General features: G+C 66.5%; 23 protein-coding genes. 15 read left to right on the top strand and 8 right to left on the bottom strand.

Annotated elements, in window-relative coordinates:
• Window positions 1–2 precede the first annotated feature (2 nt).
• From ftsA to AC57B5_RS14685, 4 genes are all read left to right on the top strand, one after another.
• Window positions 3–1,232 (top strand): cell division protein FtsA, encoded by a 1,230-nt coding sequence (gene ftsA / locus AC57B5_RS14700; RefSeq protein WP_012203404.1) that lies wholly within the window; start codon window positions 3–5, stop codon window positions 1,230–1,232.
• A 119-nt stretch (window positions 1,233–1,351) separates the two neighbouring features.
• Complete coding sequence (ftsZ, locus tag AC57B5_RS14695) at window positions 1,352–2,590, top strand: cell division protein FtsZ (protein WP_012203405.1); 1,239 nt, start codon at window positions 1,352–1,354, stop codon at window positions 2,588–2,590.
• A gap of 93 nt (window positions 2,591–2,683) precedes the next feature.
• Window positions 2,684–3,607: a UDP-3-O-acyl-N-acetylglucosamine deacetylase gene (gene lpxC / locus AC57B5_RS14690; RefSeq protein WP_012203406.1), complete on the top strand. Its 924-nt coding sequence runs from the start codon at window positions 2,684–2,686 to the stop codon at window positions 3,605–3,607.
• Window positions 3,608–3,620: 13 nt separating this feature from the next.
• On the top strand, window positions 3,621–3,797 hold the full coding sequence (locus AC57B5_RS14685) for a hypothetical protein (RefSeq protein ID WP_012203407.1): 177 nt from the start codon (window positions 3,621–3,623) through the stop codon (window positions 3,795–3,797).
• Window positions 3,798–3,960: 163 nt separating this feature from the next.
• Here the strand turns inward: AC57B5_RS14685 and ruvC are convergent, their stop codons facing one another.
• The 6 genes from ruvC to AC57B5_RS14655 are packed head-to-tail and all read right to left on the bottom strand — an operon-like array spanning window position 3,961 to window position 9,768.
• Window positions 3,961–4,509, bottom strand: coding sequence for a crossover junction endodeoxyribonuclease RuvC (gene ruvC / locus AC57B5_RS14680; protein WP_012203410.1), 549 nt, complete (start codon window positions 4,507–4,509; stop codon window positions 3,961–3,963).
• A 17-nt stretch (window positions 4,510–4,526) separates the two neighbouring features.
• Entirely contained in the window at window positions 4,527–5,243 is a 717-nt protein-coding gene (mtgA, locus tag AC57B5_RS14675) for a monofunctional biosynthetic peptidoglycan transglycosylase (RefSeq protein WP_012203411.1), read from the bottom strand.
• Window positions 5,244–5,250: 7 nt separating this feature from the next.
• On the bottom strand, window positions 5,251–6,111 hold the full coding sequence (aroE, locus tag AC57B5_RS14670; protein ID WP_496399811.1) for a shikimate dehydrogenase: 861 nt from the start codon (window positions 6,109–6,111) through the stop codon (window positions 5,251–5,253).
• Between the two features lie 38 nt (window positions 6,112–6,149).
• The gene (locus AC57B5_RS14665; protein ID WP_012203413.1) at window positions 6,150–7,013 is read right to left on the bottom strand and encodes an energy transducer TonB; all 864 of its coding nucleotides are present in this window, start codon (window positions 7,011–7,013) and stop codon (window positions 6,150–6,152) included.
• 36 nt (window positions 7,014–7,049) lie between these two features.
• A complete protein-coding gene (locus tag AC57B5_RS14660; RefSeq protein ID WP_012203414.1) occupies window positions 7,050–9,128 on the bottom strand; it encodes a ribonuclease catalytic domain-containing protein in 2,079 nt (692 codons plus the stop codon).
• A gap of 55 nt (window positions 9,129–9,183) precedes the next feature.
• Window positions 9,184–9,768 (bottom strand): YqiA/YcfP family alpha/beta fold hydrolase, encoded by a 585-nt coding sequence (locus tag AC57B5_RS14655; RefSeq protein WP_012203415.1) that lies wholly within the window; start codon window positions 9,766–9,768, stop codon window positions 9,184–9,186.
• A gap of 212 nt (window positions 9,769–9,980) precedes the next feature.
• Here AC57B5_RS14655 and rodA point away from each other — a divergent pair, with 212 nt between their 5' ends.
• The 4 genes from rodA to AC57B5_RS14635 all read left to right on the top strand — a co-directional run bounded on the left by rodA (window position 9,981) and on the right by AC57B5_RS14635 (window position 15,275).
• A complete protein-coding gene (gene rodA, locus AC57B5_RS14650) occupies window positions 9,981–11,150 on the top strand; it encodes a rod shape-determining protein RodA (protein WP_496399810.1) in 1,170 nt (389 codons plus the stop codon).
• A gap of 352 nt (window positions 11,151–11,502) precedes the next feature.
• Window positions 11,503–12,963 carry a metalloprotease TldD gene (tldD, locus tag AC57B5_RS14645; protein WP_012203417.1) on the top strand — a complete coding sequence of 487 codons (1,461 nt, stop codon included), beginning with the start codon at window positions 11,503–11,505 and terminating at the stop codon, window positions 12,961–12,963.
• Window positions 12,964–13,056: 93 nt separating this feature from the next.
• The gene (locus AC57B5_RS14640) at window positions 13,057–13,677 is read left to right on the top strand and encodes a hypothetical protein (protein ID WP_013804100.1); all 621 of its coding nucleotides are present in this window, start codon (window positions 13,057–13,059) and stop codon (window positions 13,675–13,677) included.
• Between the two features lie 440 nt (window positions 13,678–14,117).
• Window positions 14,118–15,275 (top strand): 3-deoxy-7-phosphoheptulonate synthase, encoded by a 1,158-nt coding sequence (locus AC57B5_RS14635; RefSeq protein ID WP_012203418.1) that lies wholly within the window; start codon window positions 14,118–14,120, stop codon window positions 15,273–15,275.
• A 57-nt stretch (window positions 15,276–15,332) separates the two neighbouring features.
• On the opposite strand, the gene AC57B5_RS14630 is transcribed toward AC57B5_RS14635, so the two are convergent.
• Window positions 15,333–15,701, bottom strand: coding sequence for a YqcC family protein (locus tag AC57B5_RS14630; protein ID WP_013804098.1), 369 nt, complete (start codon window positions 15,699–15,701; stop codon window positions 15,333–15,335).
• Between the two features lie 259 nt (window positions 15,702–15,960).
• Here AC57B5_RS14630 and AC57B5_RS14625 point away from each other — a divergent pair, with 259 nt between their 5' ends.
• Window positions 15,961–16,278, top strand: a complete 318-nt coding sequence (locus AC57B5_RS14625; RefSeq protein WP_012203420.1) for a hypothetical protein — start codon at window positions 15,961–15,963, stop codon at window positions 16,276–16,278.
• Window positions 16,279–16,352: 74 nt separating this feature from the next.
• On the opposite strand, the gene mpl is transcribed toward AC57B5_RS14625, so the two are convergent.
• Window positions 16,353–17,792 (bottom strand): UDP-N-acetylmuramate:L-alanyl-gamma-D-glutamyl-meso-diaminopimelate ligase, encoded by a 1,440-nt coding sequence (gene mpl, locus AC57B5_RS14620; protein WP_199136172.1) that lies wholly within the window; start codon window positions 17,790–17,792, stop codon window positions 16,353–16,355.
• A gap of 244 nt (window positions 17,793–18,036) precedes the next feature.
• Between mpl and AC57B5_RS14615 the strand changes: the two genes are divergently transcribed.
• The 6 genes from AC57B5_RS14615 to AC57B5_RS14590 all read left to right on the top strand — a co-directional run bounded on the left by AC57B5_RS14615 (window position 18,037) and on the right by AC57B5_RS14590 (window position 23,723).
• Window positions 18,037–18,645 carry a hypothetical protein gene (locus tag AC57B5_RS14615; protein WP_496399809.1) on the top strand — a complete coding sequence of 203 codons (609 nt, stop codon included), beginning with the start codon at window positions 18,037–18,039 and terminating at the stop codon, window positions 18,643–18,645.
• 46 nt (window positions 18,646–18,691) lie between these two features.
• On the top strand, window positions 18,692–19,192 hold the full coding sequence (locus tag AC57B5_RS14610) for a TlpA family protein disulfide reductase (RefSeq protein ID WP_034390512.1): 501 nt from the start codon (window positions 18,692–18,694) through the stop codon (window positions 19,190–19,192).
• 145 nt (window positions 19,193–19,337) lie between these two features.
• Window positions 19,338–19,802 carry an acetyl-CoA carboxylase biotin carboxyl carrier protein gene (accB, locus tag AC57B5_RS14605; protein WP_012203424.1) on the top strand — a complete coding sequence of 155 codons (465 nt, stop codon included), beginning with the start codon at window positions 19,338–19,340 and terminating at the stop codon, window positions 19,800–19,802.
• A 132-nt stretch (window positions 19,803–19,934) separates the two neighbouring features.
• Window positions 19,935–21,299: an acetyl-CoA carboxylase biotin carboxylase subunit gene (accC, locus tag AC57B5_RS14600; protein ID WP_012203425.1), complete on the top strand. Its 1,365-nt coding sequence runs from the start codon at window positions 19,935–19,937 to the stop codon at window positions 21,297–21,299.
• Between the two features lie 84 nt (window positions 21,300–21,383).
• Window positions 21,384–22,274 (top strand): 50S ribosomal protein L11 methyltransferase, encoded by an 891-nt coding sequence (gene prmA / locus AC57B5_RS14595; protein ID WP_496399808.1) that lies wholly within the window; start codon window positions 21,384–21,386, stop codon window positions 22,272–22,274.
• A 75-nt stretch (window positions 22,275–22,349) separates the two neighbouring features.
• Window positions 22,350–23,723: a zinc-ribbon and DUF3426 domain-containing protein gene (locus tag AC57B5_RS14590; RefSeq protein WP_496399807.1), complete on the top strand. Its 1,374-nt coding sequence runs from the start codon at window positions 22,350–22,352 to the stop codon at window positions 23,721–23,723.
• Window positions 23,724–23,746 lie beyond the last annotated feature (23 nt).

Below are 23,746 nucleotides of genomic sequence, written 5' to 3'. Positions count from 1 at the left end.
ATATGGCAAGAGAATACAAAGATGTGATCGTCGGACTGGACATCGGCACGGCCAAGGTCATGGTCGTGGTCGCCGAGGTCCTGTACAACGGCGAACTCAAGCTCGCCGGCCTCGGCGTGGCCCCGAGCAACGGACTCAAGCGGGGCGTGGTGGTGAACATCGACGCCACCGTGCAGAGCATCCAGCAGGCCTTGAAAGAGGCCGAGCTGATGGCCGACTGCAAGATCCAGCGCGTGTGCACCGGCATCACCGGCAGCCACATCCGCGGCCTGAACTCCAGCGGCATGGTGGCCATCAAGGACAAGGAAGTCACGGCCACCGACGTGGCGCGGGTGATGGAGACGGCCAAGGCCATCAACATCTCCTCGGACCAGCGGCTGCTGCTGGTCGAGCCGCAGGAATTCGTGATCGACGGCCAGGAAGTGCGCGAGCCCATCGGCATGAGCGGCATCCGCCTGGAGGCCAAGATCCACATCGTCACGGGCGCGCAGAGCGCGGCCGAGAACATCATCAAGTGCGTGCGCCGCTGCGGCCTGGAGGTCGAGCAGCTGCTGCTCAACCCGCTGGCATCGAGCCAGGCCGTGCTCACCGACGACGAGCGCGAGCTGGGCGTGGCCGTGGTCGATATCGGCGCGGGCGCCACCGACGTGGCCATCTTCACGGGCGGCGCCATCCGGCACACGGCCGTCATCCCGATCGCGGGCGACCTGATCACCAGCGACATCGCCATGGCGCTGCGCACGCCGACCAAGGACGCCGAGGACATCAAGGTCGAAAGCGGCTATGCCAAGCAGCTGCTGGCCGACCCCGATGCCCAGGTCGAAGTGCCGGGCCTGGGCGACCGCAGCCCGCGCATGATCAGCAAGCAGGCGCTGGCCGGCGTGATCGAGCCGCGCGTGGAAGAGATCTTTTCATTGGTGCAGCAGGTGGTGCGCGATTCCGGCTACGAGGAAGTTCTGTCCTCGGGCATCGTGCTGACCGGCGGCAGCGCCGTCATGCCGGGCATGGTGGAACTGGGCGAGGACATCTTCCTCAAGCCCGTGCGCCGCGGCATCCCCAAGTATTCGAGCGCTCTGGCAGACATGGTGGCCCAACCCCGCGCCGCCACCGTGATGGGATTGCTCGAAGAGGCCCGCCTGGCTCGCCTGCGCGGTTTCAAGGTGGCACAAAAGAGTGGGTCGATGAAGACCGCTTTTGGCCGTTTCAAAGACTTCATCGTGGGGAACTTTTGATATGTGCTTTCATCGACTGCGCATTACCGGCCCGCCCACCGGCTTCCGAATACCGGACAGAAGACAGAATTTTCCCCAGACGGTGGTGACCACTTACAGAGAGCTACAGGAGAACCAACATGCCCATCGACATGATTGAAGTTGAAGAATTCAACCAGGGTACGCAGATCAAGGTGATCGGCGTTGGCGGCGGCGGCGGCAATGCCGTCGAGCACATGATTGCGCGCAACGTGCAGGGTGTGGAATTCGTCTGCGCCAACACCGACGCGCAGGCGCTGCTGCGCAGCAGCGCCCACCGCACCATCCAGCTCGGTGGCAGCGGCCTGGGTGCGGGCAGCAAGCCCGACAAGGGCCGCGAGGCTGCCGAAATGGCCGAGGACGACATCCGCACCGCCATCGAAGGCGCGCACATGCTGTTCATCACGGCCGGCATGGGCGGCGGCACGGGCACGGGCGCTGCGCCCGTGATCGCGCGCGTGGCCAAGGAAATGGGCATTCTCACCGTGGGCGTGGTCACCAAGCCCTTCGAGTGGGAAGGCGGCCGACGCATGGCCAATGCCGACAGCGGCCTCAACGAGCTCGAAGCCAATGTCGATTCGCTGATCGTCGTGCTCAACGAGAAGCTGCTGGACGTGCTGGGTGACGACATCTCGCAGGACGAGGCCTTCGCCCATGCCAACGACGTTCTCAAGAACGCCGTGGGCGGCATTGCCGAGATCATCAACGAGTACGGCCATGTGAACGTCGACTTCGAAGACGTGCGCACCGTCATGGGCGAGCCCGGCAAGGCCATGATGGGCACGGCCAAGGCCGCCGGCCCCGACCGCGCGCGCATCGCCGCCGAGCAGGCCGTGGCCTGCCCGCTGCTGGAAGGCATCGACCTGTCGGGCGCCAAGGGCGTGCTGGTGCTGGTCACGGCCGCCAAGGGCAGCCTCAAGCTGTCCGAGTCGCGCCTGGCCATGAGCACCATCAATGCCTATGCCTCGCCCGATGCGCATGTGATCTACGGCGCCGCCTACGACGACACCCTGGGCGACGAGATCCGCGTCACCGTGGTCGCCACCGGCCTGTCGCGCCCCAGCGCACGCCGCCAGAACATGCAGGTGGTGCAGGGCGGTCTGCGCACCGGTACCGACAACATGAGCTACCAGCTGCCCTCGGCCTCCATGGGTGCCGCCACGGCAGCCGGCGGCCTGGTCGGCGGTGCCGCTGGCGGCGCCGACTATGCCAACAACATGTCGGTCCCCAGCGTCTGGCGTACCAACCGCACGCAGGCCGCTGCCCGCGTCGATGCCCTGGCCTCCGGCGGCATGGACGATCTGGAAATCCCGGCCTTCCTGCGCAAGCAGGCTGACTGAGCAGCGGCCCATACGGTCGCTGCATAGCCGTGATAGCGAAAGCCGTGCCAGGGCCATGCCCTGCGCACGGCTGCCGCGTTCTAAAATAGCCGGATGCTCCAACAACGCACCATCAAGACGATCACCCGTGCCGTTGGCGTGGGCCTGCACAGCGGCCAGCGCGTCGAGTTGACGCTGCGACCCGCGCAGCCCGACACCGGCATCGTGTTCCGTCGCGTGGACCTGCCGGAGCCTGTGGACATCCCGATCTCGGCCGAAGCCGTCACCGACACGCGCATGGCCTCCACCATCGGCACCGGCGGCGCCAAGGTGCATACCGTGGAGCACCTGATGTCGGCCATTGCCGGCCTCGGGCTCGACAACATCTATATAGACATCACCGCCGAGGAAGTGCCCATCCTCGACGGCTCCTCCGCCTCCTTCGTGTTCCTGCTGCAAAGCGCGGGCATCGAGCTGCAGAAGGCTCCCAAGCGCTTCATCCGCGTCATCCGTCCCGTCGAGGTGCGCGAGGGCGAGGGCCAGAACCTCAAGTGGGCGCGCTTCGACCCCTACCACGGCTTCAAGCTGCGCTTCGAGATCGACTTCGCCCATCCGGCCGTGGACTCCACGGGCCAGTGCGTGGAGTTCGACATGGGCGAGGACAACTACACGCGCGACATCGCACGCGCGCGCACCTTCGGCTTCACCAAGGACGTGGAAATGCTGCGCAGCCATGGCCTGGCGCTGGGCGGCGGCATGGACAACGCCATCGTCATGGACGACTACAAGGTGCTCAACAGCGACGGCCTGCGCTACGACGACGAGTTCGCCAAGCACAAGATCCTCGACGCCATCGGCGACCTGTACCTGATCGGCAGGCCGCTGCTGGCCGCCTACAGCGCCTTCCGCTCGGGCCACGGCATGAACAACCAGTTGCTGCGTGCCCTGCTGGCCCAGCCCGACGCCTGGGAACTGGTCAGCTTCGACAGCGAGCGCCAGGCACCCAAGGGCTTCGCCCAGCCCGCGCGGGCCTGGTGAGGCGAGCGCAGCCATGCTGATCTTCCGCTGGCTGGCCACCCTGCTGCTGCTGGCCTCGGCCGTCTCCTTCGCGTTCTACCTGGGCACTGGCCGGCCGCACTACAAGCGCTGGGGCTTCATCATCCTCAAGTGGACCGTGATTGCCGGCGTGACCTTCTTCGCCGTGCTGTTTTTTGGACGCATCGTCTGAGGGCAGCTCTGACTCGCATCCCATCCAACGCAATTGCGGTAGCGAGATCGAGACCATGGCGCTTGCGGGGCGCGCGCTCAGGCGAGAGACAGCAAGCAAGGGCCGCCCCGCAGCTAGGCTGTCGCCCCCCTCAGGGGGAAGGCGCGCAGCGCCTCAGGGGGAGTCAATACACCCTGCCGCCCTTGTAGACGGCATGCTGGCGGCGCTGCAGCTGCGTGACCTCGGCCATCTTCGACATGGCGGCGCCCGCATGGGCGTGGGTGATGGCCAGGCCCAGGGCGTCGGCTGCGTCGGTGCCGGGCAGGCCGGGCAGTTGCAGCAGGCGGCGCACCATTTCCTGGATCTGGCTCTTGGCCGCGCGGCCGTGGCCGGTCATGGCCTTTTTCATCTGCAGTGCCGTGTATTCGGCGACCGGCAGGCCCGCATTGACCAGGGCCGTGAGCGCGGCGCCGCGCGCCTGGCCCAGCAGCAGCGTGGACTGGGGGTTGACGTTGACGAAGACGATTTCCACGGCCGAGGTGTCGGGCTGGTAGCGGCTGGCGACTTCCGAGATGCCGTCGAACAGCAGCTTGAGCCGGCCCGGCAGGTCGCCGAGCGCGATGCCGGTGGTGCGGATGGTGCCGCTGGCCACATAGGCCAGGCGGTGGCCGTCGACGTCGATCACGCCGAATCCCGTGGTCTGCAGCCCGGGGTCTATTCCAAGAATGCGCATGGCGTGACTGTAGCCGTTCAGGGGATGACGGCGCTGGGCATTCTTTGCATGACCGTGCGCGTGCGCTGCAGCAGATAGCCGGAGTTGGGCAGCTTCTCGAAGCGCTTGGGCTGGGGCAGCATCACGGCCAGGCGTGCGGCCTCGGCCGCGCTGAGTTGTGAGGCGCTCTTGCGGAAGTAGTGGCGGGCTGCAGCCTCCGCGCCAAACACTCCCTGGCCCCATTCCACGCTGTTGAGGTAGATCTCCAGGATGCGCTGCTTGCTCAGCATCAGTTCCAGCAGCTGGGTCAGCACCAGTTCCTGGCCCTTGCGCAGCAAGCTGCGTTCGCCCGACAGCAGCAGGTTCTTGGCCAGCTGCTGGGTGATGGTGGAGCCACCGTAGATCTTGGGCGCCTTGCCGTTGTCTGCCTTCTGGGCACGGGCTTCGGCGCGCTGGTTGCGCTGCCAGGCCTTCTCGATGGCCTCCCATTGCACCCCGTGGTGTTCGGTGAAGCTGTCATCTTCGGAGGCGATGACGGCGCGCTTGAGCGTGGGCGCGATGCGGTCGTAGGGCAGCCATTGCTGGCTCCAGTGCAGGCCTTCGGAGCTGCGCAGCATCTGCCAGGCCTCGGAGCGCTGAAAGGCCGTGGATTCGGGATCGACCACCACCATCAGCGCAATGCGCAGCACAAAGAACAGCTGCAGCAGCAGGCCGGCGCACAGCACCAGCAGCAGGGCGCGTGCCAGGGATTTCATAATGCGCTCAGCCGCCTTGAGCAATATGGGCGCGCAGCTCGTTCAGCACCTGGGCCGAGGGCGGGCGCACGCCGCGCCACAGCGCGAACGATTCGGCCGCCTGCTCCACCAGCATGCCCAGCCCGTCGCGGGCCTGGGCGCCATGCTGCTCGGCCCATTGCAGGAAGCCCTGGGCTGCGGCGCCGTACATCATGTCGTAGGCCAGGCTGCCAGGCCGCAGCGCGCGGGCCGGCACGGGCACCTCGGCACCGGCCAGGCTGCTGGCGGTGGCGTTGATGACCACGTCGAAATCCTCATCCACGGCCTGCTGCTCCAGCGCCACCAGTTCCACGCCATGGTGCGCGGCGATGGCGGCATGGCGCTGCACCAGGGCCTGGGCGCGCTCGAAGGTGCGGTTGACCACGGCGATGCGGCGCGGGCGCTCGGCAAGCAGCGAGCCCAGTGCGCCGGCTGCGGCGCCACCCGCACCCAGCAGCAGCAGGTCGCGCCCGGCCAGCGGCACGCCCGCATTGCGCACGATGTCGGCCACCAGGCCCAGGCCGTCGGTGTTGTCGGCATGGATGCCGTCCGCCGCCAGCACCAGGGTGTTGGCGGCGCCGGCCAGCTGCACGCGCTCGCTGGAGGTGGTGGCCAGCTGTGCGGCTTCCAGCTTGAAGGGCACGGTGACATTGCAGCCGCGCCCGCCTGCCGCGACGAAGCCGCGCACGGCCTCGGCAAAGCCTTGCAGCTCCACATGCTGGCGCTCGTAGTGCAGGTCCTGCCCGCACAGTTCGGCAAAGCGGGCATGGATCCAGGGCGAACGGCTGTGCGCGACGGGGTTGCCCATGACGCAGTAGCGGTCGGAGGAGGTGGCGGCGGCGGAAGTCATGTCAGAAAAGGAGAGTGCGCGAAGACAAGAGGAGGGCGCTACTGCACCGTCGTCTGCAGCGTCTGCTCGCGGGTGAACTTGAAGCGCGAGACCACGGCGATCTGGTCGGCCTTGGCGCGCATGGCGGGGCCGAAATGGCCGAAGGGGCCGGCCGCACGTGCAATGGCCTCGGCGCGGGTGTCCAGCAGGCGGTTGCCCGAGCCCTGCACGATCTCGGTGGACAGCACGCGGCCGTCGTGGTTGACGGTGAGGATCATGACCAGCTCGCCATAGAGCTTCTTGCCGGCCTGCTCGGGGAAGTTTTCCGTGCCCTTGTCCTCGACCTTGCGGCGCAGGCCGTCGTAGTAGATGGCGTAGACGGCCTCGCGCGTGGACGGGCTGATATAGCGCTTCTTGGGGCGGGCGTTTTCCTCGTTGATGCGCTTTTCGATCTCGGCCAGCAGCTTGACCAGCTGCTGGCGCTTTTCCTGCTGGGCCTGCTGCTCCTTGGTCTGCTTGGCCGCCTCGCGCGGGTCCAGCGGCGGCAGGGCCGCGACCTGCTTGCGCAACTGCGTCAGCAAGACGGTCTGCTGCTCCTGCATGGAGTCGATCTGGCGCTGGCGTTCCTCGAAGTCGTCGCCCACGGCCGTGAGTGCCGAGTAGGGCATGGGGCTGGAGGCCCGGCCCTTGTCGGCCTCGCCGCCTCCGGCCAGCGAGGTCTGCGCGATGGCCTGCGCCTTGTCGGGCTGCTCGTTGGCGCGGGCATTGACCAGGATGACTTCCAGCGGCGTGTCCTGGAACACGCGGTCGAAGCGCTCCGGGTCGATGAACCGGAACGAGAACAACCCGGCATGCAGGGCGATGGAAACGCCCAGTGCCAACTGCAGCGTGCTCAGGGAACGGAGGGCGGTAGGCAGTTTCACGTCAGATCTGGGGCAGTTGCTCGGATGTGAGGCAGGTCAGGGCTGGGCGGGGTCGGCCGCCGGTGTGCCATCGGTCTCGTTCATGTCCACGGCGATGGCGATGGGGCCGGCCACGGCTTCCTCGTCATCCTCGGCGCTGTCTTCGGCGCCATCGGCAGCGGCCGCCGCATCGCCATCCAGGCGCTCGATCAGCGTGCCCGAGACATCGAGCGCGATCTCGTCGATCTCGCCCAGGCGCACGCGCACATGGGCGCCGCGCGGCAGGCCGGTGACGCCCAGCACGGGGAAGACCAGGGGCAGGTCATCGGCGCGCACCAGCAGGCCGCCGCCCATGCCTTCCTTGATGACGGTGGCCGTCAGCTCGGTGATGGCGTGCTGCTGCAGATACTTGAGCGTCCAGAACCGCTCCATGCCGGCCTGATAGCCGTTGTAGGCGCTGTAGGCCCCGTCGAAGCTGCTGATGATGCCGAACAGCTCGGCATCCTTGGGCTTGAACGGTGCGGCCAGGGCGGCGGTCTTGCCGTGGCGCGCGCAGGCAATGATCTGCCACTGGTTGACCAGGTCCACGTAGCGGCGCAGCGGCGAGGTGGCCCAGGCATAGCTCTTGACGCCGATGCCCGCATGGGGCTGCGCCTTGGTGGACATGCGCACCTTGATGCCGGGCGCCAGGCTGGCCTGGCTGCGGTAGATGCCGGGCACGCCGAGCTCGGCCATCCAGCCGCCCCAGGTGCTGTTGGCCACGATGGCGGCCTCGGCCACGATCAGGTCCAGTGGCGCGCCGCGCTTGCGCACGCTGATCTCCACCTGCTCGTTGCCGCGGGGCTCGGCGCCGCCGTTGCCCACGAGGCGGAAGTTGTAGTCGGGGCGGTTGAAGTTCTCGGGCTTGCCGCGCACCAGTTCACGACCTGCCTTCAGGTGCTTGGCCCAGCGCTGCAGGAACGTCAGTTCGGCGCGCTTGCCTTGCAGCACTTCGGGCGTGCCCTCGACCTCGAAGGAGGGGTCGGCCAGCCACTGCTCGGTGACGATGTGGTCCAGCTTGTCATGGCGGAAGTTGACCTGCACGGGCACGCGCTCCAGGCGCGTCTCGCTGGCCGTGGTCTCCAGCGTGGCCTCGTCCACGGTGACGTACAGCGACACGGCGGGGTTGGCGCGGCCTTCGTCCAGCGTGTAGATCTGCACCACCTCGTCGGGCAGCATGGTGATCTTGTAGCCGGGCATGTAGACGGTGGACAGGCGCGAGCGGCCGAGCTGGTCCAGCGGCGTGCCCGGCACGATGGCCAGACCGGGCGCGGCAATGTGGATACCCACGGTGACCGTGCCCGTGCCCAGGCCGCGCACCGACAGCGCATCGTCGATTTCGGTGGTGGCCGAGTCATCGATGGAAAACGCCTGGACCTCGGCCAGCGGCAGGTCGGCCGGTGGCTGGGGTGCCTGCAGGGCCGGGAACTGCGTGCCCTTGGGGAAGTGGTCGAACAGGAAGCGCTTCCAGTGGAACTCGTAGGCCGATTCAATGGCGCCGGCCCTGTGCAGCAGGTCCAGTGGTGCCAGGCGCGTGGCGCGGCTGGCCTCGACCACGGCCTTGTATTCGGCGGCGTTCTTGTCGGGGCGGAACAGGATCTTGTAGAGCTGCTCGCGGATGGGGCCGGGGCATTCGCCAGCGCCCAGCTGTTCGGCCCAGGCCGTGATCTGGGCCTGGATCTGCTTTTTCTTTTCTATGCCGGCCAGCGCCTGCTGCAGGATCTCGGCCGGCGCCTTCTTGAAGCGGCCCTTGCCGGAGCGGCGGAAGTAGTGCGGTGCGTCGTAGAGGCGGAACAGCGCGCCGGCCTGCTCGGCCAGCGTGGCCTTGTCCGAGAAATAGTCGCGTGCAAGGTCGGCGAAGCCGAATTCTTCCTCGGGGGCGAATTCCCAGGCCAGGTCCAGATCGATCTGGGCGGCCTGCGCCTGCGCCTGGGCGATCAGTTCGGCAGGCGCCGGCTTGTCGAACTTGAGCAGGATGTTGGCCGACTTGACCTTGACCCGTTTGCCCGAGTCCAGCTCCACCTGGGCGGAGGTGTCGGCTTCGGAGAGGATGCGGCCGGCCAGGAACTTGCCGGATTCTTCAAACAATGCGTGCATAGCCCGACATTCTCCCATGCTGCGGCTGGCAGCTGCCGCGCAGTCTTGCGCGGCATCAGGCCAGATTCAGGAACTCGTCCAGCTGAGGCAAGTACTCCTCGAAGTTGCTCAGCGCGTGATCGCCGCCCTCCTGGATGATCTGCAGCGCATGCGGATAGCGTGCGCTCATCTCGCGCCAGTCCAGCACCTCGTCGCCCTCGGCCGCCAGCAGCATTTCTGGGGCGGCCGGTGTCATATGGCGCGTGTCCAGCGCGCGCAGCTCCTCGATGTATTCACGGCGGAAGAAGAAACGCTCCTCCGGGTTGTGCCAGGAAGTCTGCTCGCCAATGTACTTTTCAAGATCGCGCGCCGGGTTGACGGCCGGGTTGATCATCACGCTGCGGCAGCGCGCCAGCTGGGCCACCCAGCTGGCGTAGTAGCCGCCCAGCGAGGAGCCGATCACGGCCATGGTCTCGCGCGGCCAGCTGCCGATACCATCGGCAATCAGGGCAGCCGCCTCGCGCGGGGAAGGAGGCAGCTGCGGGCTCCACCAGCGCACATGGGGATGGCGCGTGGCCACATGCTCGGCCAGGCGCCGGGCCTTGTTGGATTGGGGAGAGGAGCGAAAGCCGTGCAGGTACAGCAAATGGGTGGTGGTCATGGCGGGCGCTCTCCTTTGCGTTGCTGGGGCCGGGCGCGGGATGCGGCCCGGACGGCTCATGGCCCATTGTGGCCGCTGCGGCAGGCGGCGCCCAGCAGGGAAGGCCCGGGCCGACAGCTGGATGACAACCGCTTCCGTGGGCAACCCTGCGCCGGGCTCGGCCGCATGCGCCACGGGATAATGGCGGCCCGTGCCCGCGACCGACCATCCCCGTGACCGAATTCGACAAGCCCTCCCTCTGGCAACGTGTTGCCCCGCTGCTGCGGGGCTTTGACTTCTGGTTGCTGCTGTTCGTGGGCATGCTGGCGTCGGCGGGGCTGATCGCCATGTACTCCTCGGGCTTCGACCACGGCACGCGCTTCACCGACCACGGGCGCAACATGCTGATCGCGGCGGCCATCCTCTTTGTCGTGGCCCAGATTCCCCCGCAGCAGCTCATGAAGGTGGCCGTGCCGCTGTACATGCTGGGCGTGGCGTTGCTGGTGGCGGTGGCGCTGTTCGGCATCACCAAGAAGGGGGCGCAGCGCTGGGTCAACGTGGGCGTGGTGATCCAGCCCAGCGAACTGCTGAAGATCGCCACGCCGCTGATGCTGGCCTGGTGGTTCCAGCGCCGCGAGGGCCAGCTGCGCGGCACGGACTTCGTGATCGCCATGGTCCTGCTCCTGGTGCCCGTGGGGCTGATCATGAAGCAGCCCGACCTGGGCACCTCGCTGCTGGTGATGGCCGCAGGCCTGTCCGTGATCTTTTTCGCGGGCCTGCCCTGGAAACTCATCGTGCCGCCCGTGCTGGCCGGCGCCATCGGCATCACGCTCATCGTGCTGTACGAGCCCCAGCTATGCGCCGACGGCGTGCGCTGGCCCGTGCTGCATGAATACCAGCAAACCCGTGTCTGTACCCTGCTGGACCCCACGCGCGACCCGCTGGGCAAGGGATTCCACATCATCCAGGGGATGATCGCCATCGGTTCGGGCGGCGTCTGGGGCAAGGGCTTCATGGCGGGCACCCAGACCCACCTGGAGTTCATCCCCGAGCGCACGACCGACTTCATCTTCGCGGCCTATTCCGAGGAGTTCGGACTGGTCGGCAACCTGTTCATCATCGTCTCCTTCCTGCTGCTGGTCTGGCGCGGGCTGGCCATCGCCCTCCAGGCCAACTCGCTGTTCGCGCGGCTCATGGCGGCAGCCGTGGCCATGATCTTCTTCACCTATGCCTTCGTGAACATGGGCATGGTCAGCGGCATCCTGCCCGTGGTCGGCGTGCCGCTGCCCTTCATCAGCTATGGCGGCACGGCCATGGTCACGCTGGGGCTGGCGCTGGGCGTGCTGATGTCGGTGGCGCGCTCGCAGCGGCAGCTGCCGGGCGAGGGCGGCGGGCCGCTCTGAATCGCACTTTGCGGCGCCAAAGGCGCCCGCAAATGTCAAAGAGTCTGGATGCCTGCGGTATCGGGCGTCGCATTCCTTCCTGCGATTTGGCTTGGAAAATGAGACTCCAAAAGCGCTGATTGCTCCTTTTTTGATAGTTTCTGCGGGAGTCTGCTCACTTGCCACCGCCGCCAGGGCAGGCTACAAAGCAAGTGCGGACATGGGCCAGCATGTTCGCCATCCACGCGGATGCATGCCTACGGAATGCCGCTCAGCCTGGTGGAGCGGCATTCCGTTCTTTTTTGTGGGTTGGCAAGCCGCTGGCCGCAGCCGTTGCACGGCGAGGGCATGGCCGGCTCTCTACAATGCGTGAATGATCTCCCGCGAACCCACCATTGAACGCCTGGCCACAGCGCGCCAGTTGCTGCTTGAGCCCTTCGGGCTCGATGAAACCCATCTCGCGCGCGCACTGGCCGAGATCCGCAGCCACCAGGTCGACGACGCCGACCTCTACTTCCAGTACACCCGCGCCGAAGGCTGGAGCCTGGAAGAGGGCATCGTCAAGACCGGCAGCTTCAGCATCGACCAGGGCGTGGGCGTGCGTGCGGTCAGTGGCGAGAAGACGGCATTTGCCTATTCCGACGATATTTCCGAAGCCTCGCTGCTGGATGCCGCGCGCACCGTGCGCTCCATCTCGGGCGCGGCCCAGAGCAAGCGCGTGCGCGCCAATGCTCCCAAGATTGCGCAAAGCCGCTCGCTGTATCCCGGCCTGGACCCCATCGCCACGCTGGACAGCACGGCCAAGGTCGAGCTGCTGGGCAAGGTCGAGAAACTGGCCCGCGCCAAGGACCCGCGCGTGGTCCAGGTCATGGCCGGCCTGGCCAGCGAGTACGACGTGGTGCTGGTGGCCCGTGCCGATGGCACGCTGGCGGCCGACGTGCGGCCGCTGGTGCGCCTGTCGGTTACCGTGATCGCCGAGCAAAAGGGCCGGCGTGAGGTGGGCTCTGCCGGCGGCGGTGGCCGTTTCGGCCTGGCCTATTTCAGCGACGAGCAGATCACCCAGTACGTGGACGAGGCCGTGAGCGCGGCCCTCACCAACCTGGAATCCCGTCCCGCGCCGGCTGGCGAGATGACCGTGGTACTTGGCCCAGGCTGGCCCGGCGTGCTGCTGCACGAAGCCGTGGGCCACGGTCTGGAAGGCGACTTCAACCGCAAGGGCGCCAGCGCCTTCAGCGGCCGCATCGGCCAGCGCGTGGCTGCCAAGGGCGTCACCGTGCTGGATGACGGCACGCTGGCCGATCGCCGCGGCTCGCTCAACGTCGATGACGAAGGCTGCACCAGCCAGAGCAATGTGCTGATCGAGGACGGCATCCTCAAGGGCTACATCCAGGACGCGATGAATGCCCGCCTGATGGGTGTCAAGCCCACGGGCAACGGCCGCCGCGAAAGCTATGCCCACATTCCCATGCCGCGCATGACCAACACCTACATGCTCGGTGGCGACCGGGAGCCGCAGGAAATCGTGGCCTCGATCAAGAAGGGCCTGTACGCCACCAACTTCGGCGGCGGCCAGGTCGATATCACCAGCGGCAAGTTCGTGTTCTCCGCCAGCGAGGCCTATTGGGTCGAGAACGGCAAGATCCAGTACCCCGTCAAGGGCGCGACCATCGTGGGCAGCGGCCCGGAGTCGCTCAAGCACATCACCATGATCGGCAACGACATGCGCCTGGACAGCGGCGTGGGCACCTGCGGCAAGGAAGGCCAGAGCGTGCCCGTGGGCGTGGGCCAGCCCACGCTGCGCATCGACGGCCTGACGGTGGGCGGCACGGCCTGACGGTCCCATGCCCGCGCCCTGCACGGCAGGCCGGGCCCTGTCCTGCCTGGCGCGGCCCGCCGCGTTCGGTGGGCGCCGCCCGGCGCCGATTCCATGACCCAGCTTTCCTTTTCCTCCCGGCCAGGCCCGCGGACCTCCGTCCATCCCCTGCGCAGCCTGCCGAAGCAATGGCGTGCCTGGGCCGGCGAGTCGCGGCTGAGCCGCTTCTGGCAGCATGAGCTGATCGTGGGCGACCTGCAGCCCATGCACCAGCAACTGGCCTTGCTGGCTGTCGCGCTGGACGAGTCCGTGCGCGTGCGCTATGCGGGCAGCCCGCGCCCCGCGGTCGAAGACGCCATACAGCAGCTTGACCTGGCGGTGCTGGACCACCAGCACTTTCTCACCACGCTGGCCACGGGCTGGCATGCCCTCTACGAATTTCCTGCCTACCAGCGTCTGCTCAAAGGCTTCAGGGAGGCCGTCCACGCCTGGCAGCAGTCCGTGCTGGTGGGCGATGCCCAGGAGCCCGAGCACTTCCGCCGCTGCGAGCGCCTGGGCTGGCGTCTGCTGGGCGATGCCTGCCTGCTGACAGACATGTTTGCCGAATCCGCTGCCGTGGCCGGCGAAGCCGATGTGACTTCCATCCTGTCTGGTTACAAGGCGCGCCGATGGCAACCCTTGAGCGCCGTGCGCCGGGCCCTGCGCAGGCTGCGTGACGCGTTGCTGCGGCGTTGATCGGGCCCTCGCGTGACGCGCAGATACATCATTTCCCGGGGTTTGCACGTTTTCATGGTTGATGGCAATAAAACTGCATGACATCGTGATTTTCTACATATTTCTGAAGAATTTTTGCGTGAAACTGAGAAAAAAGCAGTTTTATTGCGTCAATGATTTTTTGCTTTCTCTCTGTGGCACGGTGAAGGGCAGCTTCCCCGCCTTCATGTCCATGTTGCACTGCGAAAAATGACTGTGCTACATTCGATCCCCATGCAAGCCCGTACCTCCTTCTACTTTTACTTTTGGTTCTCCTCCCCGGCGGAAGAGAGGTAAGCGCGCGCACCCGAACAAACCTCCCTCAAAACCGCCGAAGCTGTAAAGCCCGGCGGTTTTTTGTTTTTCCCTCCCGATTCTTCGCTCCGTTTTCCACGATCCATCTTTCCTCACGAAAGCAAGCAATGACTGCTCATCAAGCTTCCCTCGCCGATTCCTGGTATCGCGGCGGTTCCCAAAAGACTGGCCAAACCGACGACGCACGTATCAAGGACATCACCGTGTTGCCCCCTCCCGAGCACCTCATTCGCTTCTTCCCCATCCGCGGTACGGCCGTCGAAACCCTGATCGGCGACACCCGCCGCACCATCCACAACATCATGGCTGGCGAGGATGACCGCCTGCTGGTCATCGTCGGCCCCTGCTCCATCCACGATCCGGCGGCCGCCATCGAGTACGCACGCCGCCTGGCGCCCATACGCGAGCAGTACAAGGACACGCTGGAGATCGTGATGCGCGTGTACTTCGAAAAGCCGCGCACCACCGTGGGCTGGAAGGGTTTGATCAACGATCCCTACCTGGACCAGAGCTACCGCATCGACGAAGGCCTGCGCATTGCGCGGCAACTGCTGATCGACATCAACCGCCTGGGCGTGCCGGCCGCCAGCGAGTTCCTGGACGTGATCTCGCCCCAGTACATCGCCGATCTGATCAGCTGGGGCGCCATCGGTGCGCGCACCACGGAAAGCCAGGTCCACCGTGAACTGGCTTCGGGCATCTCGGCGCCCATCGGCTTCAAGAACGGCACGGACGGCAACATCCGCATCGCCACCGACGCCATCCAGTCGGCCAGCCGCGGCCACCACTTCCTGTCCGTGCACAAGAATGGCCAAGTTGCCATCGTGAACACGGCGGGCAACCAGGATTGCCACGTCATCCTGCGCGGCGGCAAGACCCCCAACTACGACGCGGCCAACGTGGCCGCTGCCTGCGAGGATCTGGAAAAGGCGGGCCTGCCTCCCACGCTGATGGTGGACTGCAGCCACGCCAACAGCTCCAAGCAGCATGAGCGCCAAAAGGATGTGGCACGCGACATCGCCGGACAGATCAGCGGCGGCTCGCGCAGCGTCTTCGGCGTGATGATCGAAGGCCATCTCGTGGGCGGTGCCCAGAAGTTCACGCCCGGCAAGGATGAGGTGGCTGCGCTGACCTATGGCCAGAGCATCACCGATGCCTGCCTGGGCTGGGATGATTCCCTGGCAACGCTGGCCGAGCTGTCCGACGCCGTGCAGCAGCGCCGCGTCAAGCATCCCGAGCCGGCTGCGGCCCTGGTTGCCGCCTGAGCTGGAAAAAAAACGGGGCATGCATGCCCCGTTTTTTCCATGTCCCGGTTTTCTTGTTCAGTGTGGCGGCGTGGCGTCCGGCGGGGTCAGTCCGCCCTGATTCAGCGTGTCGTCTATGCCCAGCAGCAGGACCAGCAACTGGCGCTTGTCGAATGCCACGGGCTGGCTCCATTCATGCTCGGCCAGTGGATGCACGTGGCTTTGGCAGGGCAGCTGGCCGCGGGCATCGACCACGGCACGCAGCCGGGGCAGGAAAACCCACTGCAGCCATTCGTGCAGCTTGAGTGTGTCGTACATGAACGGCATGGTCGATGCCATGGCCTCAGGGCTGGGCGCCACGGCCGACCAGAGGCTCTGGCTGCGCAACTCGTCTTCGAGTTGCTGCAACTGGTCGAGCAGTTTCTGGTGCGTGGTGTCGGTTGTCATGCGGTGAGGTCCATGAAAAAACGGGGCCAAATCTGTCGGCCATTGTACGTTTGCACCTTTGGGCAGGCGCGGGCAGGCCTTGAAACACCTGCTGGCGGCAGTGCCGGCTCCAGCGCCGGTGCCAGTCTCTGGCACTTGAGGCATGTCAGCTTGCCCGGGGTGTGGAAAAGGCGCTTGCGGTTAAGCTCAGGGCATGAGTGACAGCCCTGTCTGCATGAGCAGGCACAGGGCCGTATCCCGTAATGAAGAGAGGAGTTCCATGCGCAGCGAAGTGATTGTGGTGTTGGATGCCGGGCAAGAGTACCGCACGGACACCAGCGGGCTCACCCCCATGAGTTCCGATGAAGGACGGCATTGGCTGGACCAGCAGTTCATCTCCATGGACTGCGAACCCCTGCGCGCCAGCGGCAAGGTTCTGCTGGCCGACAAGCTGGTGGTGGTGGCGCGTGCGGCGCGTTCGCGCTCCGGGCTGTTCGACGACGAGCAATGGCGCAACAGCTATGCCGTGGCCGCCCAGGCCGTGCTGTCCAAGCCGCTGATCCGTGTCGATGTGCCGGCCATGTCCATCAGTTACTGACGACGGACAGATCGAGAGACAGCAAAGAAGCCTGGGCATGACCCGGGCTTCTTTCATTGGGGGCCGTGCCCGGGTCAGCCTGCGGCCTGCAGCGCCGCCAGCAGCTTGGGGTGAATGCCGCCGAAGCCGCCATTGCTCATGCACACCACGTGGTCACCGGGGCGGGCGGCTGCGCGGATCTGCCCGATCAGCGTATCGATGTCTGCAGCCACCTGCGCCTTGTGGCCGGCTCCCACGCCCAGGGGGCGCAGCGCCTCGGCAGCATCCCAGTCCAGGCCGGCCGTGTGGCAGAACACCAGATCGGCGCTTTCCAGGGCCCAGGGCAGTTGCGACTTCATGGTGCCCAGCTTCATGGTGTTGCTGCGCGGCTCGAACACCGCCAGGATGCGTGCCTGGCTGCCGAGCTTGCGGCGCAGGCCGTCCAGCGTGGTGCGGATGGCCGTGGGATGGTGGGCGAAGTCGTCGTACACGGACACGCCACCCGCCATGCCGCGCAGCTCCATGCGTCGCTTGACGTTCTGAAAGCGCGCCAGCGCTTCGCAGGCCTGCGCCGGCGTCACGCCCACATGCTCGGCCGCTGCAATGGCGGCCAGCGCATTGAGCTGGTTGTGCTCCCCGGTCAGTGCCCATTCCAGGCGCGCGACCTTGTGGCCACGGTGCAGCACGTCGAAGGCGCCGGGATCGCCCTGGGCACTGAAATCGCTGACCACCGCACCGAAGCTGGAGACCTCGCTCCAGCAGCCCTGGTGCAGCACGCGGGTGATGCTTTCCTCTATGCCGTTGACCACCAGCCGCCCGGAGGCGGGAACGGTGCGCACGAGATGGTGGAACTGGCGTTCGATGGCGCCGAGGTCCTCGAAGATGTCGGCGTGGTCGAACTCCAGGTTGTTGAGCACGGCCGTGCGCGGGCGGTAGTGCACGAACTTGCTGCGCTTGTCGAAAAAGGCCGTGTCGTATTCATCGGCCTCGATGACGAAGACGGGCTCCGCGCCGGCCGGCCCCTGGCCTGGCGTCGGGCGGCTGGATGCGCCCAGGCGGGCCGAAACGCCGAAGTCCAGCGGCACGCCGCCGACCAGAAAGCCCGGAGCCAGGCCTGCGCATTCGAGAATCCAGGCCAGCATCGATGTTGTGGTCGTCTTGCCGTGGGTGCCGGCCACGGCCAGCACATGGCGCGGGCAGGACGGATGGTGCAGCACCTGTTCGCAAAGCCATTGCGGACCGCTGGTGTAGGGGGCGCCGCTTTCAAGAATCGCCTCCATCAGCGGGAACTTGGGGCTGCCGTCGGGCAGCCGCGCGCGGCTGACCACGTTGCCCACGACATACATGTCGGGTTGCAGGGCCATCTGGTCGGCGCCGTAGCCCTCGATCAGGTCGATGCCCAGTGCACGCAACTGATCGCTCATCGGCGGATAGACGCCGGCGTCACAGCCTGTGACGCGGTGCCCAGCCTCGCGCGCCAGTGCGGCCAGTCCGCCCATGAAGGTGCCGCAGATGCCCAGAATATGTATGTGCATGGCCGGGCATTCTACGGTTGCCGTCATGTCCGGGAGGGCTGTCCTGCAAAAACAGGAGCTTGCGGCCCAGCAGGCACCGGGTCCCGGAAACACAAGGTTGCGAAATCGCCGGTGCAAGGCGCTGGCGGGAACGTGCAAAGCCCGTCTGGGGCCGGCGGTGCCGCGGCTTGGGTCACAATGGCCCGGGGCCATCCATAGGGAAGGCCTCTTATATATATGTAGGGATACAGCGGATCGGAAAGCCATGGACCAAGCCACTGCCGAAATTGCCCAGACCGCGGCCCGCCTCGTGGTCGAGGAAGGGCTGGAATGGGGGGCTGCCAAGCACCGCGCACTTCGCCAGCTGGGGCTGCCCGCGCGCACCGCGCTGCCGGGCAACGACCTGGTGGAAGAGGCCGTGCGCGAATACATTGCCCTGTTCTGCGCCGACACCCAGCCCCAGGAACTGCAGGCCCTGCGCGAACTGGCCCTGCAATGGATGGACCGCCTGGCCGAGTTCCGGCCCCATCTGGCCGGCGCCGTCTGGCGCGGCACAGCCACCCGCCTGTCCGATATTTACCTGCAGCTGTTCTGCGACGACCCCAAGTCGGCCGAGATCGCGCTGATCAACCAGCATGTGGAGTACGAGCCCAGCACCGTCACCGGCTTTACGGGGCAGGCCGTGGAGGCCTTGAGCATCCACGCCTTCTGCCGCCCTTTGAACGAGGCCGTGGGCGTGCATCTGCTGGTGTATGACCATGATGATCTGCGTGGCGCACTCAAGCCCGACGGCCAGGGGCGCAGCCCGCGCGGCAGCGCCGAGGCGCTGCGCAGGCTGTTGGATCAGGATGAAGAGGAGGCCGACCGTGGCTGATTCAGTGGATGCAGGGCAAAACACATCTTCCCGCCGCCGTTGGCTGATGGGCGGCGTTGCCGCCGCCGCAGGCCTGGGGGGGGCAGGGTTTGCGTGGTGGCGTTTTCAGCCGCACGCCATGGATGCCAGTGCCGAAGAGCAGCTGTGGCAGCAGCGCTTCATCACGCCCGATGGCTCGGCCATGACGCTGTCGCGCTGGCGCGGCAAGCCGGTGCTGGTCAATTTCTGGGCCACCTGGTGCCCGCCCTGCGTGCGCGAGCTGCCCATGCTCGATGCCTTCTCGGCGCGCCAAAACCAGCATGGTATTCAGGTCATTGGCCTGGCCGTGGACAAGCCGGAGGCCGTGCAGCGCTTCCTGGGGCGCACACCGCTGCGTTTCCCTGTGGCGCTGGCGGTGGAAGGCGGTCTGGGCCTGACCCGCTCGCTGGGCAATCTGCAGGGCGGACTGCCCTTCACCGTGCTGCTCGGCGAAGATGGCATGGTGCAGCAACGTAAAATAGGTGAGCTTACTACCGAAGATCTGGCTTCCTGGAGCGCAAAAGGCTGATTTTTCGCATCATCGAAGCTGTGAAAGCTCAGGAAATGCCCTGAATTCCATGGCGACGTTGATGAAAAATATGCCTCAAAGCACGCAGAAGGGCGAAATTGGAGTAAATTCGCGCCCTATTTAGTTGTTAGCCGCTGGAGCTCCCATGGATTTGCGAAAACTCAAGACCCTCATTGATCTGGTGTCCGAATCGAACGTGTCGGAACTGGAGATCACCGAAGCAGAGGGCAAGGTCCGGATCGTCAAGAGTGAAGGCGCCGTGGTGCAGCACTATGTGGCAGCGCCCATGCAGGCTCCCATGGCCGCGCCGATGGCGGCACCCGTCGCCGCTGCCCCCGCAGCGCCCGTGGCGGCACCGGCCGAGGCAGCCGTCTCCGGCCACGTGGTGAAGTCGCCCATGGTCGGCACCTTCTACCGCGCCTCCAGCCCTGGCGGCAAGCCCTTCGTGGAAGTGGGCAACCAGGTCAAGGAAGGCGAGACCATCTGCATCATCGAGGCGATGAAGATTCTCAACGAGATCGAAGCCGACAAGAGCGGCACGATCACGCGCATCCTGGGCGAAAACGGCCAGGCGGTAGAGTACGGCCAGCCCCTGTTCGTGATCGAGTAACCTGCAGGCGAGCGATGCCGCAAGCGGCACGACGCCCTGGCGCGAACGCATGCCGCGGCGCGACAGAGCAATTGGCTCAACTGACGGCTTCGGCCTGCGTACCGGCGCAGGCACCAAGTCGCGAGGACCTTCATGTTTAAGAAAATTTTGGTTGCCAACCGGGGCGAGATTGCCCTGCGCATCCAGCGCGCCTGCCGTGAACTGGGCATCAAGGCGGTGATGGTGTATTCCGAGGCCGACCGTGACGCAAAGTACGTCAAGCTGGCCGATGAGGCCGTGTGCATCGGCCCCGCGCCTTCGCCGCTGAGCTACCTCAACATGCCGGCCATCATCTCGGCCGCCGAGGTGACCGACGCCGAGGCCATCCACCCCGGCTACGGCTTTCTCAGCGAGAACGCCGACTTTGCCGAGCGCGTGGAAAAGAGCGGTTTCACCTTCATCGGCCCCACGCCCGAGAACATCCGCACCATGGGTGACAAGGTCTCGGCCAAGCAGGCCATGATCAAGGCGGGCGTCCCCTGCGTACCCGGCTCGGATGGCGAGCTGCCTGACGATCCCGTGCAGATCCGCCGCATCGCCAAGGCCGTGGGCTATCCGGTGATCATCAAGGCCGCAGGCGGCGGCGGTGGCCGTGGCATGCGCGTGGTGCATACCGAGGCGGCGCTGATCAATGCCGTGCAGATGACCAAGGCCGAGGCCGGTGCGGCCTTCGGCAATCCGGCCGTCTACATGGAAAAGTTCCTGCAGAACCCGCGCCATGTGGAAATCCAGATCCTGGCGGACAACCACCGCAACGCGGTCTACCTGGGCGAGCGCGACTGCTCCATGCAGCGCCGCCACCAGAAGGTCATCGAGGAAGCACCGGCTCCGGGCATTCCGCGCCGCCTGGTCGAGAAGATCGGCGAGCGCTGCGCCGCTGCCTGCAAGAAGCTGGGCTACCGTGGCGCCGGCACCTTCGAGTTCCTCTTTGAAAACGGTGAGTTCTACTTCATCGAGATGAACACCCGCGTGCAGGTGGAGCATCCGGTGACCGAACTGATCACGGGCGTGGACATCGTGCGCACCCAGATCATGGTGGCCGCAGGCGAGAAGCTGCCCTTCACCCAGCGCCAGATCAATGCCCAGCTCAAGGGCCATGCGATCGAGTGCCGCGTGAATGCCGAGGATCCCTACAACTTCATGCCGTCGCCGGGCCGCATCACCATGTGGCATGCCCCCGGTGGCCCCGGAGTGCGCGTGGACTCGCACGTCTACAACAACTACTTCGTGCCGCCGAACTACGACTCCATGATCGGCAAGATCATCGTCCACGGCGACACGCGCGAGCAGGCGCTGGCGCGCATGCGCACGGCGCTGCTGGAGACCGTGGTCGAAGGCATCAAGACCAATATCCCGCTGCATCAGGATCTGATGGTGGACGCCAAGTTCATGGAAGGCGGCACCAACATCCATTACCTGGAAGAGTGGCTGGCGCACCGCAACGCCAACAAGCGTTGAGCAGGTCGCCCGATTGACCCTGCATGCTGGCCCCCGGCGACGGCGGCCAGCATTTTCATTTATTGCATAGAAAAGGATGGGCCCATGTTCGAGTTGAGCCTGCTGTGCCCGGAAGACCGGGTTGAGACCGTCAGCGATGCGCTGGATGCGCTGGACGCCCTGAGCGTATCGGTGGAGGATGCCGACGCGCAGACCGAGGCCGAGCAAGCCCTGTTTGGCGAGCCCGGCATGCCGCCGCCCAAGGACGGCTGGCAGCGCAGCCGCCTGGTGGCGCTGTTCCCCTCGCAGCAAGCGGCCGAAGAGGCGCGTGATCTGCTGCTGCCCCAGGACTTCTTCGAGGGCTGCAGCATCATCGCCGTCAAGCAGGTGCCGGAGCAGGACTGGGTGCGCCTGACGCAGTCGCAGTTCGCCCCGGTGGACATCACGCACGAATTCTGGATTGTTCCCACCTGGCACGAGCTGCCGCCCGAGGCGCGCGTGAGCATCCGCCTGGACCCGGGCCTGGCCTTTGGTACGGGCACGCACCCGACCACACGCATGTGCCTGCGCTGGATCGCCCGCCAGCCGCAAGGCAGTCTTGGCCGCACGCTGGACTATGGCTGCGGCTCGGGCATCCTGGCCATTGGCGCGGCCAAGTTCGGTGCCACCGACATCGACGCGGTTGACATCGACCCGGCAGCCGTGGAGTCCACGCGCTACAACGCCGATGCCAACGCCGTGCAACTGAAGGCGGGCCTGCCCGATGCCGGCAACGGCGAATACCGCACCGTGCTGGCCAACATCCTGGCCACGCCGCTCAAGGTGCTGGCGCCGCTGCTGTGCGGCCGCGTGGCAGCGGGTGGAAGCCTGGTGCTGGCCGGTATCCTGGAGCGCCAGGCCGACGAGCTCAAGGAGGCCTATGCGCCGTACCTGGCGCTGGAAGTGGCCGACAGCGAAGATGGCTGGATCCTGATGACCGCGCGCCGCGCGGCCTGATTTCCGGCCCGAGTCCCCGCGCGGCCGCCGCCTTCGTGGCGCGGGCCGCGAGCAGCTGCCTACAATCGATCGCTGATGAGCCAAGTCACCCGCTGTCCTGCCTGTGGAACCCGCTTCAAAGTGGTGGCCGACCAGCTGCGAATTTCGCAGGGGTGGGTGCGCTGCGGCGTCTGCCATGAAGTGTTCGATGCCTCCGAGGACCTGCAGCCCCTGCCCACGGCACCTGTGAACGCGGCCGGCACCTCGGTGGCCGGCACTCCGGTGGCTGGCGGGGCATCGCACAACCCTGCCGAATTCGAGGACGATGACATCCGCGAATTCAGGGAATCCATGTGGCTGCCGACGGCGCCGAGCGGATTGCCGGGGCGGGCCGCATCGGGGCCTGCTGCACCTGTTGCACCCTCTGTGCCTGCCGCACCTGCGGTATCCACCGCAACCACGGCTGCGGCTGCCAGGGCCGAGCCTTCGCCGTCCATGCCGCCGGCCGAGGTGCCGGCTCCAGAGGCCCCGCCTTCGTACCCTGTGACCGCGAAGGACCCCTCCGCCAGCGCCGCCGAAGAGTCGGGCAGCGCGCTGCCTGGAGCGTCGCTGGTGGACGAGATCCTGGCTGCGTCCCGGGCAGCGCCGAAGTCCCCGCCCGCTGCCCAGGCCGAGCAGGCCGTTGACGGCCTGCTCGGACCCGAGCCTGACACTGCGGCTCCTGTGCCCGCACCGGCAAAGGATGAGGAAAGCGCGCCGTTCACACGGCCCCATAAGGCATCTGGCAAGCCATCCGACAAGTCGTCCGATGCGCCTGCGCCGTCCGTGCCAACCGGCCTGCTCCGGGAATCGGAGCCGCAGGCGCAGGCCTCCGTGCCTTCGCCGGAGTTCTCCCGCTGGCCGGACAGCGATGGCGAGGGCAGCGGTGAGGCTGCTGCCGCGCTGCCCGAGGCCGAGCCCGGCTTTGTGCGCCAGGCGCGGCGCAAGGCCTTCTGGCGCCGGCCTGCCGTGCGCGTGGCGCTTGTGCTGGGCAGCCTGCTGGGCGTGGGCGCCTTGGCAGGCCAGGTCATGTGGGGCCAGCGCGATGCGCTGGCCGTGCAGCATCCTTCGCTGGCGCCCGCGCTGCAGGCCCTGTGCGCCATGGCGGGCTGCGAGCTGCAGCCACGCCGCCAGATCGGCGACGTGGTGATCGGCAGTTCGGGCTTTCGGCAGTTGCCGCGCAGCGGCCAGTACCAGTGGAGCCTGAGCCTGGAGAACCGTTCCGACTTCCCCGTGGCCATGCCCGCTGTCGAACTCACGCTCACCGATGCCCAGGACAAGCTGCTGCTGCGGCGCGTGATCCGGCTTGACCAGTTCGGCGCGCCCGCGCAGATCGAGGGCCATGGCGAGTGGAGCGTGACGGCCCCGGTCGAAGTGCAAGGCCTGGAGGCGGCCGTGGCCGGCTATCGCGCCCTGGTTTTTTATCCCTGAATCCCCCTGACTTTTCAAGAAAG

This window comes from Delftia sp. BGA-UO-ETr-SB1, from assembly GCF_059567865.1.
Note: the sequence above shows the minus strand (reverse complement) of the source record. Positions and strands in the feature narration are given on the sequence as shown.

Coding starts and splice junctions, on each gene's coding strand:
- ftsA (WP_012203404.1), top strand. CDS start 3: ATGGCAAGAGAATACAAAGATGTGATCGTCGGACTGGACATCGGCACG.
- ftsZ (WP_012203405.1), top strand. CDS start 1,352: ATGCCCATCGACATGATTGAAGTTGAAGAATTCAACCAGGGTACGCAG.
- lpxC (WP_012203406.1), top strand. CDS start 2,684: ATGCTCCAACAACGCACCATCAAGACGATCACCCGTGCCGTTGGCGTG.
- AC57B5_RS14685 (WP_012203407.1), top strand. CDS start 3,621: ATGCTGATCTTCCGCTGGCTGGCCACCCTGCTGCTGCTGGCCTCGGCC.
- ruvC (WP_012203410.1), bottom strand. CDS start 4,509: ATGCGCATTCTTGGAATAGACCCCGGGCTGCAGACCACGGGATTCGGC.
- mtgA (WP_012203411.1), bottom strand. CDS start 5,243: ATGAAATCCCTGGCACGCGCCCTGCTGCTGGTGCTGTGCGCCGGCCTG.
- aroE (WP_496399811.1), bottom strand. CDS start 6,111: ATGACTTCCGCCGCCGCCACCTCCTCCGACCGCTACTGCGTCATGGGC.
- AC57B5_RS14660 (WP_012203414.1), bottom strand. CDS start 9,128: ATGCACGCATTGTTTGAAGAATCCGGCAAGTTCCTGGCCGGCCGCATC.
- AC57B5_RS14655 (WP_012203415.1), bottom strand. CDS start 9,768: ATGACCACCACCCATTTGCTGTACCTGCACGGCTTTCGCTCCTCTCCC.
- tldD (WP_012203417.1), top strand. CDS start 11,503: ATGATCTCCCGCGAACCCACCATTGAACGCCTGGCCACAGCGCGCCAG.
- AC57B5_RS14640 (WP_013804100.1), top strand. CDS start 13,057: ATGACCCAGCTTTCCTTTTCCTCCCGGCCAGGCCCGCGGACCTCCGTC.
- AC57B5_RS14635 (WP_012203418.1), top strand. CDS start 14,118: ATGACTGCTCATCAAGCTTCCCTCGCCGATTCCTGGTATCGCGGCGGT.
- AC57B5_RS14630 (WP_013804098.1), bottom strand. CDS start 15,701: ATGACAACCGACACCACGCACCAGAAACTGCTCGACCAGTTGCAGCAA.
- AC57B5_RS14625 (WP_012203420.1), top strand. CDS start 15,961: ATGCGCAGCGAAGTGATTGTGGTGTTGGATGCCGGGCAAGAGTACCGC.
- mpl (WP_199136172.1), bottom strand. CDS start 17,792: ATGCACATACATATTCTGGGCATCTGCGGCACCTTCATGGGCGGACTG.
- AC57B5_RS14615 (WP_496399809.1), top strand. CDS start 18,037: ATGGACCAAGCCACTGCCGAAATTGCCCAGACCGCGGCCCGCCTCGTG.
- AC57B5_RS14610 (WP_034390512.1), top strand. CDS start 18,692: ATGGGCGGCGTTGCCGCCGCCGCAGGCCTGGGGGGGGCAGGGTTTGCG.
- accB (WP_012203424.1), top strand. CDS start 19,338: ATGGATTTGCGAAAACTCAAGACCCTCATTGATCTGGTGTCCGAATCG.
- accC (WP_012203425.1), top strand. CDS start 19,935: ATGTTTAAGAAAATTTTGGTTGCCAACCGGGGCGAGATTGCCCTGCGC.
- prmA (WP_496399808.1), top strand. CDS start 21,384: ATGTTCGAGTTGAGCCTGCTGTGCCCGGAAGACCGGGTTGAGACCGTC.
- AC57B5_RS14590 (WP_496399807.1), top strand. CDS start 22,350: ATGAGCCAAGTCACCCGCTGTCCTGCCTGTGGAACCCGCTTCAAAGTG.